A 13,117-nucleotide genomic window follows, 5' to 3' on the forward strand; every position below is an offset into this window, starting at 1 on the left:
ACGAGGAACCACCATGTCCGACATGCTCATGAACCAGGCCGGCGGTTGCGGTTCCGGCAATTGCGCCTGCAAGTCCCAGGCTAAGAAGCAACGCTCGCCGTTCGACGATACCGATTTCGGCACGCCGCTGGTCCACGCCGACGTGGACGTCACGCTCGAGATCGACGGCCAGTCCGTCACCGTCCCGGCCGGCACGTCGGTGATGCGCGCCTCCATCGAGGCCGGCATCAACGTGCCCAAACTCTGCGCGACCGATTCGCTCGAACCGTTCGGCTCGTGCCGCCTGTGTCTCGTGGAAATCGAAGGCCGCCGCGGCTATCCCGCTTCGTGCACGACGCCCGTCGAAGCGGGCATGAAGGTGCGCACGCAAAGCAACCAGCTGCAGAAGCTGCGCCGCAACGTGATGGAGCTGTACATCTCCGATCACCCGCTCGACTGCCTCACCTGCCCCGCCAACGGCGACTGCGAGCTGCAGGACATGGCCGGCGTGACGGGCCTGCGCGAAGTGCGCTACGGTTTCGACGGTGCGAATCACCTGAAAGACAAGAAGGACGAATCGAATCCGTACTTCACGTACGACCCGTCGAAGTGCATCGTCTGCAATCGTTGTGTGCGCGCCTGTGAAGAGACGCAAGGCACGTTCGCGCTGACCATCGCCGGTCGCGGCTTCGAATCGCGCGTGGCGGCGGGCGCGAGCGAATCGTTCATGGACTCGGAGTGCGTGTCGTGCGGCGCCTGCGTGGCAGCGTGCCCGACCGCCACGCTGCAGGAAAAGACCGTCGTGATGCTGGGCCAGGCCGAGCACTCGGTCGTGACGACCTGCGCCTATTGTGGCGTGGGCTGCTCGTTCAAGGCCGAGATGAAGGGCAACGAAGTCGTGCGCATGGTGCCGCACAAGAACGGCCAGGCGAACGAAGGCCATGCCTGCGTGAAGGGCCGCTTCGCGTGGGGCTACGCCACGCACAAGGACCGCATCAAGAAGCCGATGATCCGCGCGAAGATCACCGATCCGTGGCGCGAAGTGAGCTGGGACGAAGCGATCAACTACGCCGCGAGCGAGTTCCGCCGCATCCAGGCGAAGCACGGGCGCGATTCGATCGGCGGCATCACGTCGTCGCGCTGCACGAACGAGGAAACTTACCTCGTGCAGAAGCTCGTGCGCGCCGCGTTCGGCAACAACAACGTCGATACCTGCGCACGCGTGTGCCACTCGCCCACGGGCTACGGTCTCAAGACGACGCTCGGCGAATCGGCGGGCACGCAGACCTTCGCTTCCGTCGATCACTCCGACGTGATCATGGTCGTGGGCGCGAACCCCACCGACGGTCACCCCGTGTTCGGCTCGCGCCTGAAGCGCCGCGTGCGTCAGGGCGCGAAGCTGATCGTCGTCGATCCGCGCCGCATCGACATCGTCGACACCGCGCACGTGAAGGCCGAGCATCACCTGCAACTGCGCCCGGGCACCAACGTCGCGATGATCAACTCGATCGCGCACGTGATCGTCACCGAAGGGCTCGTCAACGAAGCGTTCGTGGCGGAGCGCTGCGAAAGGCGCGCGTTCGAGCAATGGCGCGATTTCGTCTCGCTGCCGGAAAACTCGCCCGAAGCGATGGCCGAAGTGACCGGCGTGCCGGCCGAGCAGGTTCGCGCCGCCGCGCGCCTCTACGCGCAGCAAGGCAATTCGGCGATCTACTACGGCCTCGGCGTCACGGAACACGCACAGGGCTCGACGATGGTGATGGGCATCGCCAACCTCGCGATGGCCACGGGCAACATCGGACGCGAAGGCGTGGGCGTGAATCCGCTGCGCGGCCAGAACAACGTGCAGGGTTCGTGCGACATGGGTTCGTTCCCGCACGAGCTGCCGGGCTATCGCCACGTGGGCGACTCGACCGTGCGCGGCCTGTTCGAAGACGCCTGGAACGTCGCGCTGCAAAGCGAGCCGGGCCTGCGCATTCCGAACATGTTCGAAGCAGCGCTCGACGGCACCTTCATGGGCCTCTATTGCCAGGGCGAGGACATCGTCCAGTCCGACCCGAACACGCAACACGTGGCGGCGGCGCTTTCGTCGATGGAATGCATCGTCGTGCAGGACATCTTCTTGAACGAAACGGCGAAGTACGCGCACGTGCTGCTGCCGGGCTCGTCGTTCCTCGAAAAGGACGGCACGTTCACCAACGCCGAGCGCCGTATCTCGCGCGTGCGCAAGGTCATGCCGCCGATCGCCGGTTACGCCGACTGGGAAGCGACGATCCTGCTCTCGCGCGCGCTCGGCTACGAGATGGACTACACGCATCCGTCGCAGATCATGGACGAGATCGCGCGCCTCACGCCCACCTTCCACGGCGTCTCGTACAAGAAGATCGACGAGATGGGCAGCATCCAGTGGCCGTGCAACGAAGAAGCGCCCGAAGGCACGCCGATCATGCACATCGACGAGTTCGTGCGCGGCAAGGGCAAGTTCGTCATCACGAAGTTCATCGCCTCGCCGGAGAAGGTCACGCGCCGCTTCCCGCTCCTGCTCACGACGGGCCGCATCCTCTCGCAGTACAACGTGGGCGCGCAAACCCGCCGCACCGAGAACTCGCGCTGGCACGAGGAGGACCGCCTCGAGATCCATCCGGTGGACGCCGAAGACCGCGGCATCCGCGACGGCGACTGGGTGGGCATCGAATCGCGCGCGGGCCATACGGTGCTGCGCGCGAAAGTCAGCACGCGCATGCAGCCGGGCGTGGTCTATACGACGTTCCACTTCCCCGAGTCGGGCGCGAACGTCATCACCACGGATGCCTCCGACTGGGCCACGAACTGCCCCGAGTACAAGGTGACGGCCGTGCAGGTCAGCCACGTGCAGCAGCCCTCCGAGTGGCAGCGCGAATACTCGCGCTTCAACACGACCCAGCTCGAGCTGCACAGCAAGCGCGAACCGCTTACAACCTCAGGGAAATAAAGCGATGAAAGCTGATCACTTGATCGAGATGGCCAACCAGATAGGCATGTTCTTCGACTCGCTGCCCGATCGCGAGGAAGCGCTCACGGGCATCGCGGAGCACATCCGCAAGTTCTGGGAGCCGCGCATGCGCCGCACGCTGCTCGCGGCGCTCGATGGCGAAGGCGAGCAAGCGGGCTTCACGGAGATCGTGCTCGCCTCGCTCACGAAGCATCGCGAGGCGCTGATGCCCGCGGCGGCTTGAACCGGGCCAACTCCGGCCCGTCACACGGGATGCACGGCGCCGCACAGTTCAGACCGGCGGCGCCTGGCCAAATCCCGCCGCCGCGTACCACGTCTCGCAGTGGCGCAGCAGCGCATTGAGGTCCGAGGCGGGACGCCCCCGCGCGCCGATGTAGCCGTCGGGCCGCACCAGATAGAACGCGGGCCGCGTGCGCCCATACGATTCGGTGAGCGTTGCCGCGCCCTCGCCCGCCAGCGGCGTCTCGCCGTTGGCGAGTTCAGCGATCCACCAGACCCGCAGCGCCTGCGGAAACAGCCGCTCGACGGCTTCGGCAAAACGCTTGAGCGTTGCCCTCACCTCTGCGCCGTTTTTCGCCGTTGCCGCGTCGGCGTCGCCCTCGACCAGCAGGAACAACGAAAAGCACGCCGGGTCGTGCAGATCGAAGATGCGCCCCTTGCCCGGCGCCTTGCCGAGCGGTCCGTCCACCACGCGCACGAAGGCGTCCGGGGCGCGCTCGCCCGCGCGCGGGCCGCCGTCCAGCACGCGCTCGAGCGTGAGCGGGCTGCGGCGATACTGGATCGACAGCTCGCTCACCGCCTGGCGCGCCGCGTCGCGCAACGGCCCAAGCGCGACGAGCGCCGGCATCACGCGCTCGCGCAGCAGCTTGAGCGGGCCGTGATCGGCCTCCACCAGTTGCGTCATGAAGCTCGTCTGCTGCAGCACCAGCCGCTCGATCGGATAACGCTCCGCGTGATAGGTGTCGAGCAGGCGCTCGGGCGCGCCGCGCGCGTGCACGCGGGCGATCTTCCAGCCCAGATTGAAGGCTTCCTGAATGCCCGTGTTCAAGCCCTGCGCGCCTGCGGGGCTGTGCACGTGCGCGGCGTCGCCGGCAAAGAAGGTGCGCTCGACGCGCAACTGCCGCACCATGCGGCTGTTCACGCTGAAGTACGAAGCCCAGCCCATGTCCGAGACGGACACCGGATGGTGCACGCGCTGCAGGATGATGTCGCGGCATTCCGCCAGCGTCGGCACGGGGATCGTGCCTTCGGGCGCGGCGGGCAGCATGGCCTTGTGATCGGCGATCAGGCGGTAGCGGCCGTGGCCGAACGGAAAGAGCGCGGCGAGACCGTCGCCCGAGGCGAAGATGTGGAACTCGTCGTCGGACCACGGCGTGCTCGCGCTCAGGTCGGCGAGCAGGAACGACTGCGCCATCGTCTCGCCGTCGAACTTCATGTCGAGACGATGGCGCACGGTGCTGTGCGCGCCGTCGGCGGCGATCACGTAAGCGCAGCGCACCGACTCGACGCGCCCGTCGGGCCGGCGCACTTCCGCGCTCGCGCCGGCCGAGCCCTGGGTGTACTCCAGCAGCTCGCAGCCGCGCTCGATCTCCACGCCGAGTGTCGCGAGATGCCCGCCGAGGATGCGTTCGGTAACCGTCTGTTCAATGAAAAGCAGATAGGGATAGCGCGTGAAGAGCGGATCGAAATCGAGCCGCGCGCGGCGCTGGCCGTTCGAATAGAGATTCGCGATATGCGCGCGGTGGCCGAGTTCGAGAAACGGCTCGACGATGCGATGCTGCTCGAACAGTTCGAGCGTGCGCGCCTGAATGCCGATCGCCCGCGAGTGGCGTCCGGGCTGCGGCGCGCGATCGATCAGCCGCACGGGGATATGCGCGCGCGCAAGACTCATCGCGGCGGCGAGCCCGGTGGGTCCCGCGCCCACGATGAGCACGGGCGCGAGAGAAGAAGCCACGGCCATGCAGACCTCCATGCGCTCGACACGATACAAGGGCCTGCTCACATGAATAACAGGCTTGCGAACGCGCCTTGCCGGCTGCAGTGCAAGGAGGGCGTCGCGCCGTTTGGCCGAGCCAAATGCCCCGAAGGAAATCCCCTTGGGGGACAAGCGACGCGCGACGCTGCAATGCGGCCGGCAAGGCACGTTCCCCAAACCAACTAATTGCATTACAGGGGCTGGCCACCAGAAGGGCCGATCGCTGCGTCATGCTCCTCACGAATACGTTGAGTATTCGCTTCGTCGCAATCCTTGCGCTCGGCCCTTCTGGTGGCCAGCGCAAGCCTGTTATTCATGTGAGCAGGCCCTTAGTGTATCGCCCGCGCCGGGACCGGTCGCGCGGCAGCGCATCAAATGCGGCCTGAATCGGGCGGGAGGTCGCTGCCCGTACGGCCGCGCTTCAGTGCGCGTGCGGATGCCCGTGCGCTGGCGTGTGCCTGGGCACGCCGTCCGGCATGTCCAGTGCGCAGCGATGCTCGCTCGTGCCGAGGTCCACCTGCAACGTCACGTGCCGCATGCCGAAGCGCAGCTGGAGCGACTCGACCATATGATCGAGCGCGGCGTCGCCGGGGTGCCCCGACGGCATCACGAGGTGCGCGCTCAGCGCGCAGCCCGTGGTCGAAAGCGCCCAGACGTGCAGGTCGTGCACGTCGACTACGCCCTCCTGCTGCGCGAGGAAGCCGCGCACGCGCACGATGTCGACGTTCTCGGGCACGGCCGCGAGGGCAAGCCGCACCGACTCGCGCAGCAGTCCCCAGGTGCCGTACACGATCACGAGCACGACCGCGATCGACATGAGCGGATCGATCCCGCTCCAGCCGGTCGCGAGGATCAGCAGACCGCTCACGGCCACGGCGGCGGAAACGCCGGCGTCGGCGGCCATGTGCAGGAAGGCGCCGCGAATGTTCAGGTCGTCCTTTTGCCCGCGCATGAACAGCCACGCCGAAAAGCCGTTAACCACCATGCCGATGGTCGCCACGACGAACACGTCGAAGCCCGCGACCGGCGCCGGATGGAACAGCCGGCCAAGCGCCTGCGCGAGGATTGCGCCGCACGCAAGCAGGAGCAGCGCGGCATTGGCGAGCGAGGCGAGAATCGACGAGCTGCCGAAGCCGAATGTGAAGCGCGCCGACGGACGGCGTGTCGCGAGCCACGCGGCGCCCCAGGCGAGCAGCAGGCCGAGCACGTCGGAGAGATTGTGGCCGGCATCGGCGAGCAGCGCGGTGGAATGCGCGAGCACGCCGTACACCGTCTGCACGACGACGATGAAGACGTTCAGCGCGACGGCGATGGCGAACGCGCGGCCGTGCCCCGCGACGGGCGCGTGATGATGGTGATGGTGGCCGTGCGTGTGAGCGTGTTCGTGCGGCGCGTGTTCGTGCGGCGCGTGGGCGTCGTGCGCGTGGCCGTGGGCGTGGCCGTGCTCGCCCTCGTGCCCGCCCTCGTGCTTCCCGGCGTCTTCGGCGTCATGGGCGTGTTCGTGATCCGCTGCGCTCATGCGCCCTCCTGCCATTGCGCCGAGGGCTCGGCCACATGTTCCAGCATGCCGGCGATCATCGCGCTGATATGCGCGTCCGCGGCCGTGTAGAACACCTGCTTGCCCTCGCGTTCGGCGCGCACGACGCGCGCGGCGCGCAACAGCCGCAGATGGTGACTCACGAGCGACGGCGACAAACCGAGAGTGTCGGCGATCGCTCCCACCGCGATCCGGTCCTGCACACAGGCGAGCACGATACGCAGGCGCGTGGCATCGCCGAGCAGACGGAAGAGGTCGGCGAGCGGAACGACGCGCTCGTCATCGGAAACTGGGGTCATGACGACACACCACACATATGAACAAGTGTTCAGATGTTAGTTCAGCAACGGATGCCGGTCAACTTTCGATCAACATTCGGCCATCTTCGGGAACGGGTCCGCGAGTGTGGGAAAATGCCGCCTTTGTGTCTCGAACGCTTTGCTTCTTCAGTCATGGAACAGCTTTTTGTCCGCGCGTACGCCGCACATCGCGACGGCCGGCTGGACGACGCCGAGCGCGACTACCGCGCGACGCTCGCCGCCGATCCCGTGCACGTCGATGCGCTGCATCTGCTCGGCGTGCTGCGGCATCAACGTGGCCAGCACGCCGAAGCCGCGGACCTCGTGCGCCGCGCGGTCGCCTTGCGCCCTGACGACGCCGCGCTCCAGCTGAACCTCGGCAACGCGCTCAAGGCGCTCGGCGAACTGGAAGGCGCGATCGAACGCTTTCGCAACGCGCTCACGCTCGCGCCCGCCTTTGCCCTCGCGCATTACAACCTCGGCAACGCCTATGCGGCGATAGGCCGGCACGAGGACGCGATGTACGCGTTCGGCCAGGCCGTGCGCCTGCAGCCCGGCGACGCCTCATCGCACAACAACCTCGGCAACGCGCTGCACGCGCTCGGCCGCCATGCCGAAGCCGCCGACTCGTTTCGCCGCGCCCTCAAGATCCGCCCGGGCCACGCAGGGGCGCACAACAACCTCGGCATGTCGCTCAACGCGCTGGGCGACAGCGCGAGCGCGGTCGAACATTTCCAGAAGGCGCTGCGCGTGCAGCCTCGCTTCGTCGCCGCGCATTTCAATCTTGCGAATACGCTCGATGCGACCGGCCATCACGGCGAGGCCGTGGCCGCCTTCGAAACGGCGCTTGCGCTGCAGCCGCATTTCGGGCCTGCCCTCTTCGGGCTCGGCAATGCGCTCGCCGCGCTCGGCCGCCACGACGCTGCCATCGGACCCTACGAGCGCGCGATCGGCTTCGATCCGAAATTTGCCCTCGCCTGGCTTGCGCTCGGCGTGGCGCATCACGCGCTCGGCCGCCATGCGGCCGCGCTGCGGGCCTTCGACGAAGCGCTGCGCGTGCGGCCCGATCTGGCCGCCGCGCATTTGAATCGCGCGCTCACGTGGCTCACGCTCGGCGACTTCCGGCGTGGACTGCCCGAGTACGAATGGCGGCTCGACCCGGCCGCGCGCGACGAGGCGCACGCCAACGCACCGCGCGGCGCTGGCTACGCCCTGCCCCCGCAGGTGAGTGCACCGATTGCGCCGCGCACGCCGCAAAGTGCGCTGCCACGCTGGCACGGCGAGCCCCTGAACGGCCGCACGCTGCTGATCGAGGCCGAGCAGGGTTTCGGCGACACGCTTCAGTTCGTGCGCTTCGTGCCGCAAGTCGTCGCAACCGCACAGAGAACCGGCGCGCGCGTCGTGCTCGAAGTGCAGCGCCCGCTCGTGCCGCTCATCGCGCCCGCGGCCGAGGCCTGGCGCGTGACGCTCGTCGAGCAGGGCGCGCCCCGGCCCGCCGCCGACCTGCACTGCCCGCTCCTCTCGCTGCCGCTCGCACTCGGCACGAGCCTCGACACATTGCCCGCGCGCACGCCCTACCTCAACGCCAGCGCGGCGTACGGGCGCAAGTGGCGCGGCTCGCTGGGCGGCCAGGCGCGGCGCAAGATCGGCCTCGCGTGGTCCGGACGCATCCAGAAGCACGAGAATCGCGCGATTGCGCTCGCCACGCTCGAACCGCTCTTCGCGCTCGACGGCATCGACTGGATCGTCCTGCAACCGGAACTCAGCGCCGCGGAACACGCGGCGCTCGACGCGCATCCGCGAGCCCGCTCGATCCACCGGCTCGGCGGCAAGCTGCAGGACTTCGCGGATACCGCGGCCGTGATCGAGCGTCTGGACGGCGTCGTGTCGATCGATACCTCGATCGCCCACCTCGCGGGCGCGCTGGGCGCGCAACTCTGGGTCATGCTGCCGTTCGCCGCGGACTGGCGCTGGTTTGCGGGCACTGACGAAAGCCCCTGGTACCCACGCGCGCGGCTCGTGCGTCAGCCGCGCCCGCATGCATGGGCGGAAGTCGTGGATACGGTCGCGCGCGAACTGCGCGACGCGTAAGCGGCACAATGAAAAACGGAGCGCCCGAGCGCCCCGTTCTTTTCGCTTTTGCCGCGAAATCGCGGATCACCCGATCCGCAAATCAAGCCGCCTTGTACTGATTGCGCGCTTCCGGCGTGCGATAGAGCACGAGCGTCGCGACGAGGCCGCACACGCCCGCGACGCCCATCCACGCCCCCGGCGCGGCCTTGTTGCCGCTCACGTGGATGAGGTAGGTCGAGATCGCCGGCGTGAAACCGCCGATCGTCGTCGCGAGGCTGTAGGCGAGCGAGAAGCCGGCGGTGCGCACGTCGGCGGGCATGACTTCGGTGAGCGCCACGACCATCGCGCCGTTGTAGCAGGCGTAGAGGAACGACAGCCACAGTTCGACCGTGAGCAGGCGGCCGAACGACGGTTCCGCCACGAGCCACTGCACGGTGGGATAGGCGGTGAGAATCGTGAGCACGGTGAAGGTGATCAGCATCGGGCGGCGGCCCACACGGTCCGAAACCGCGCCGGAAACCGGCAGCCAGAAGAGGTTCGACAAGCCGATGCAGACCGTCACGATCAGCGTGTCGAGTTCATTCAACCTGAGCACTTCCTTGCCGAAGGTCGGCGTGTAGGCGGTGATGAGGTAGAACGACACGGTGGTCATGATGACCATGCCCATGCCGGCGATCACGACGCCCCAGTTCTGCAGCATCGACGCCATGATTTCGCCCATCGACGGACGATGCTTCCTCTTCGCGAACTCCTCCGTTTCCTGGAGCGAGCGGCGAATGATGAACAGGAACGGCACGATCAGGCAGCCGATGAGAAACGGCACGCGCCAGCCCCAGTTCGTCATGTGCTCGACGGGCAGCAGGCGATGCAGCAGCACGCCCAGCAGCGCGGCAAACACCACGGCGACCTGCTGGCTGCCCGACTGCCACGAGACGTAGAAGCCCTTGTTGCCCTTGGTCGCGATCTCGGAGAGATAGACCGAGACGCCGCCCAGTTCCACGCCCGCCGAGAAACCCTGCAGCAGGCGCCCCAGCAGCACGAGCGCGGGCGCGAGTATGCCGATGGTCGCGTAGCCCGGCACGACGGCGACCGCGAGCGTGCCGAACGCCATCAGGCCGAGCGTGAGCATGAGGCCCTTGCGGCGGCCGTGATGGTCGATGTACGCGCCGAGGATGATGGCGCCGAGCGGACGCACGAGGAAACCTGCGCCGAACACGGACAGCGTGAGCATCAGCGAAGCGAACGCATTGTCACTCGGGAAGTAGGTCCGGGCGATCGCCGAAGCGTAGTAGCCGTAGACCATGAAATCGTACATTTCCAGGAAGTTGCCGCTGACGACGCGGAAAACTGTCCGAAACTTTGATTCGCCTGGGGATGCGTGGGACGCGGTAGACATGACACTCTCTGAAGAGACTGTCCGGGAAGCCTGAGCGGCTCGCGGGACAGTGAAAAACAATCACTCGCGGTCAGCGAGGGTCGCGCGGGCGCGCGCGCGGGCATTTTATTGTGCGGTACGCGCCGGGACTCAGATATTCGGGCATTTCCTTAAAAGAGGCTAGCAAAAAACATCAACAAAGGCCAATTCTTCCATTTTTATTACGATATAGATTCATTATTCTTTCATTGCGGGCGAGCCCGCCGCGAGCGTCCTCGAATGGGGCAAAATATCCTGCAGCAGGGCTCGGCGCGCGGCCCCCGACGCGCGCCCTGATCCAGACGCCCACACGTCCGCCATCCGCATGACCGAAATCCCAGCCCTCACGCTGCGCCCGGCCACCGTCGCCGATGCTCCCTTGCTCGCCGCCATGCACGCCGCAAGCTGGCAGGCCACGTATCGCGCGCTGCTGCCCGTTGCGTTTCTCGAGCGCGAAGTCGACGCCGAGCGCGCGGCTTACTGGCGCGCGCGCATGGAAGCGCCGGGCGGCGAACGCCGGCTCGTCCTGATCGCCGAGCTGGCATCGGGTGCGGCGGTGGGCTTCGTGTGCGTCGAACGCCAGCCGGGCTCCCCCTGGGGCGTGCTGCTCGACAATCTTCATGCGCTGCCGGCGCATCAGGGCACCGGCGTCGGCAAGCGGCTCATGCGCGCGGCGCAGGACTGGGCGCGCGCCCAGGGCGAAACGCAGCTCTATCTGTACGTGCTCGACGGCAACACGCCCGCGATTGCGTTCTACGAGCGCCAGGGCTGGACCTATTCGGGCTCGGAGCCCGACCGCATGGGCGGCATCGACATCACGGCACTGCGTTACGTGTACCGGCTCGGCGGCCAGTGAAATCCGCGACACGCAGCGCAAGGAACCCAGGCTTTTAAGCCATTTCCGATGGAACGGCGAAATGGCGACGGTCATGATCGGCGGCATCCCTTTAATTGCATGCGCCGCAGGCGACCCATCGATGACATTGCCGCGCGGCGCCGTCGCCAGACCGGGGTTGCGAGAGATCGATGTCAACATTTCAGTTCGTTCAGGTCGAAGGCGCGCTCGCGTTGCCGCATATTCGCCCGCTGGCCCATTTGCCGGCGTCGTTTGGCCGGGAATGGGCGCTTACGCCTCCCCATTTCAGCCTGCGCGCCGAACTGCGCGCGCTTTATGCCGCCATCATGCGCACGGTGTGTCTGAGCGCCGAAGCGTTTCGTGCCGCGGTCGGCTGGGGCGACGATCACCGTCCGGCTTCGCAGCCTCCGAGGCCCGTTGCAGCGCCTGTTCCCGCACCCGCCGGGCGAGCCGCAGATGCGGGGAGCACGCCAAAGCACACATCGCCGCTCGAGCAGCGCAGGCTGACCGGCGGCGCGGTCGCGATTGGCGGCGCCGCACTGCTGGCATGGATCGTCGCGAGTCATGCGCCGCGTGAGTCGGCAAGCGCAAGCAGCAACGCGACCCTACGCGCAAATGCGAGCACGGTTCAAGACACCTCGCAGCGCCTGGCCGATGCGCGCTTACAGCAAGCAGCGCCCGCGAGACTGGCAGAGCGCGAAACGCTCAGCAATGAGCGTGCGGTCGAGCGCAGTGCCAGTCAGCGCGTTGCAGAACGCGGCACGAACCCGCGTCGCGACATCCGCGCGTTTGCGCCATATCGCGAAGCGCGTCCGGCAACGTCACATCGCGCGCATGGCGCCTCCCCGCAAGCGCAAGGCTATGCGCCACGGTCAACCGGTGCGAATCCCGCCGACGACTATGCGTCCGTCCTTGCCTATGCGAGAACGTACGTCCCTGCACGCGCATCGAATTCGCCGGCCGTGCCGGTCGACAGTACGGCGTGGGTCGATCATGTTTCGCAACGTCGCATCACCGAGGTGCCCGACCGATTCGCACAGTGACTCGCAGAGCCACCCGCCGTTGCACCATAAAAAAGCCCGGCAAATGCCGGGCTTTTTTGTCGCTCGCAGGAACAAGGACGAGTTGCTCTCAGCGCCCCACCCCGGGCAGGCCCGACTCCGTTGCGCGCTGCAGTGCGTCCACCTGCCTCTGCAACTCTCGCAATTGCGCCTGGGCCTGCGCCTTCTGCGCGTTGAGCGCCGCTGCGTCGCCCCGCGCCTGGCGCTGGTCGTCGTCGACTCGCGCCTGCTGCGTGCGAGCAATGGCAAGATCGGCCTGCAGGCGGCGGGCGCGTTCTTCGGACATCGCGATCACGCGTTCGATGAAGGTCTTTTGCGCCTCGAGCACCGTGCGGCGTATTTCGACCTGGGAAAGCTGCTCGCTTTGCCGCGCGAAGTCGGCGTAGATCGCCTCGGAACGTGCTTCGTCCTGCGAACGGATCACGCGCCAGAAGTGCTTGGTCTGAAACAGCACGACGTAGTACGTCATCTCCGGCGCGTAGAAGAAGAGACTCGCCCCATAGCTCGCGTTATAGGTCGTACGCAGTTCGACGAGCTGGGCGTCGTGAATCAGTTGCATGAGCGTGGCAACGTCGCCTTGCGCGGCGCCGGCGCTGGCCTGCTCGTCCGCGTTGGCCATCTTGCCCGCCAGCGGCACACGCTCTCCAGCCGCTTCGGACATGGCGGCCGGGTCCGCCGCGCCGACCGGCGTGCCGGCCCATGCCGTCGTGCCCTGCTGCAGCAGCACGAATGCTGCGGCGCTGAGCATCACACGCCGCAACGTGATTGAGTGCTTCATACCCGCCTGGCCCATTCAGGATTGTCAGTAACCCTTCATTATCGCCGCCGGGAAATCTCAAAAACGACGCTTAAATCTGGATAAGCAGTGGAATCGAAAGATTAGGACGAGTCTTATGCAGAAAGCGCGCCGATCAAGGATAAAGCCGGCGCA

At 66.9% G+C, this 13,117-nt stretch carries 10 protein-coding genes; 5 read left to right on the forward strand and 5 right to left on the reverse strand.

The genetic code is table 11. The features are described from left to right. Positions 1 to 13 precede the first annotated feature (13 nt). Both fdhF and AB4Y35_RS16530 read left to right on the forward strand, forming a co-directional pair. Entirely contained in the window at positions 14 to 2,950 is a 2,937-nt protein-coding gene (fdhF, locus tag AB4Y35_RS16525; RefSeq protein WP_368705109.1) for a formate dehydrogenase subunit alpha, read from the forward strand. 4 nt (positions 2,951 to 2,954) lie between these two features. Further along, positions 2,955 to 3,194, forward strand: coding sequence for a formate dehydrogenase subunit delta (locus AB4Y35_RS16530; protein WP_254316108.1), 240 nt, complete (start codon positions 2,955 to 2,957; stop codon positions 3,192 to 3,194). 48 nt (positions 3,195 to 3,242) lie between these two features. Here the strand turns inward: AB4Y35_RS16530 and AB4Y35_RS16535 are convergent, their stop codons facing one another. The 3 genes from AB4Y35_RS16535 to AB4Y35_RS16545 all read right to left on the reverse strand — a co-directional run bounded on the left by AB4Y35_RS16535 (position 3,243) and on the right by AB4Y35_RS16545 (position 6,782). After that, a complete protein-coding gene (locus AB4Y35_RS16535; RefSeq protein WP_368705110.1) occupies positions 3,243 to 4,931 on the reverse strand; it encodes an FAD-dependent monooxygenase in 1,689 nt (562 codons plus the stop codon). Between the two features lie 436 nt (positions 4,932 to 5,367). Continuing rightward, positions 5,368 to 6,465: a cation diffusion facilitator family transporter gene (locus AB4Y35_RS16540; protein WP_368705111.1), complete on the reverse strand. Its 1,098-nt coding sequence runs from the start codon at positions 6,463 to 6,465 to the stop codon at positions 5,368 to 5,370. Then, positions 6,462 to 6,782, reverse strand: a complete 321-nt coding sequence (locus tag AB4Y35_RS16545; protein ID WP_368686686.1) for an ArsR/SmtB family transcription factor — start codon at positions 6,780 to 6,782, stop codon at positions 6,462 to 6,464. The genes AB4Y35_RS16540 and AB4Y35_RS16545 overlap by 4 nt, the downstream gene beginning before the upstream one ends. A 153-nt stretch (positions 6,783 to 6,935) precedes the next feature. Between AB4Y35_RS16545 and AB4Y35_RS16550 the strand changes: the two genes are divergently transcribed. After that, positions 6,936 to 8,873 (forward strand): tetratricopeptide repeat protein, encoded by a 1,938-nt coding sequence (locus tag AB4Y35_RS16550; protein WP_368705112.1) that lies wholly within the window; start codon positions 6,936 to 6,938, stop codon positions 8,871 to 8,873. An 82-nt stretch (positions 8,874 to 8,955) separates the two neighbouring features. On the opposite strand, the gene AB4Y35_RS16555 is transcribed toward AB4Y35_RS16550, so the two are convergent. Further along, positions 8,956 to 10,251 carry an MFS transporter gene (locus tag AB4Y35_RS16555; RefSeq protein ID WP_368686688.1) on the reverse strand — a complete coding sequence of 432 codons (1,296 nt, stop codon included), beginning with the start codon at positions 10,249 to 10,251 and terminating at the stop codon, positions 8,956 to 8,958. A 343-nt stretch (positions 10,252 to 10,594) separates the two neighbouring features. Here AB4Y35_RS16555 and AB4Y35_RS16560 point away from each other — a divergent pair, with 343 nt between their 5' ends. Beyond that, a complete protein-coding gene (locus AB4Y35_RS16560) occupies positions 10,595 to 11,125 on the forward strand; it encodes an N-acetyltransferase family protein (protein ID WP_368705113.1) in 531 nt (176 codons plus the stop codon). Between the two features lie 170 nt (positions 11,126 to 11,295). Beyond that, positions 11,296 to 12,168 (forward strand): hypothetical protein, encoded by an 873-nt coding sequence (locus AB4Y35_RS16565; protein WP_368705114.1) that lies wholly within the window; start codon positions 11,296 to 11,298, stop codon positions 12,166 to 12,168. 88 nt (positions 12,169 to 12,256) lie between these two features. Here the strand turns inward: AB4Y35_RS16565 and AB4Y35_RS16570 are convergent, their stop codons facing one another. Next, positions 12,257 to 12,964, reverse strand: a complete 708-nt coding sequence (locus AB4Y35_RS16570) for a DUF2968 domain-containing protein (RefSeq protein ID WP_368705115.1) — start codon at positions 12,962 to 12,964, stop codon at positions 12,257 to 12,259. Between the last annotated feature and the right edge of the window lie 153 nt (positions 12,965 to 13,117).

Origin of the sequence: Paraburkholderia sp. EG286A, assembly GCF_040965375.1 — a bacterium.
Lineage (GTDB): Bacteria > Pseudomonadota > Gammaproteobacteria > Burkholderiales > Burkholderiaceae > Paraburkholderia.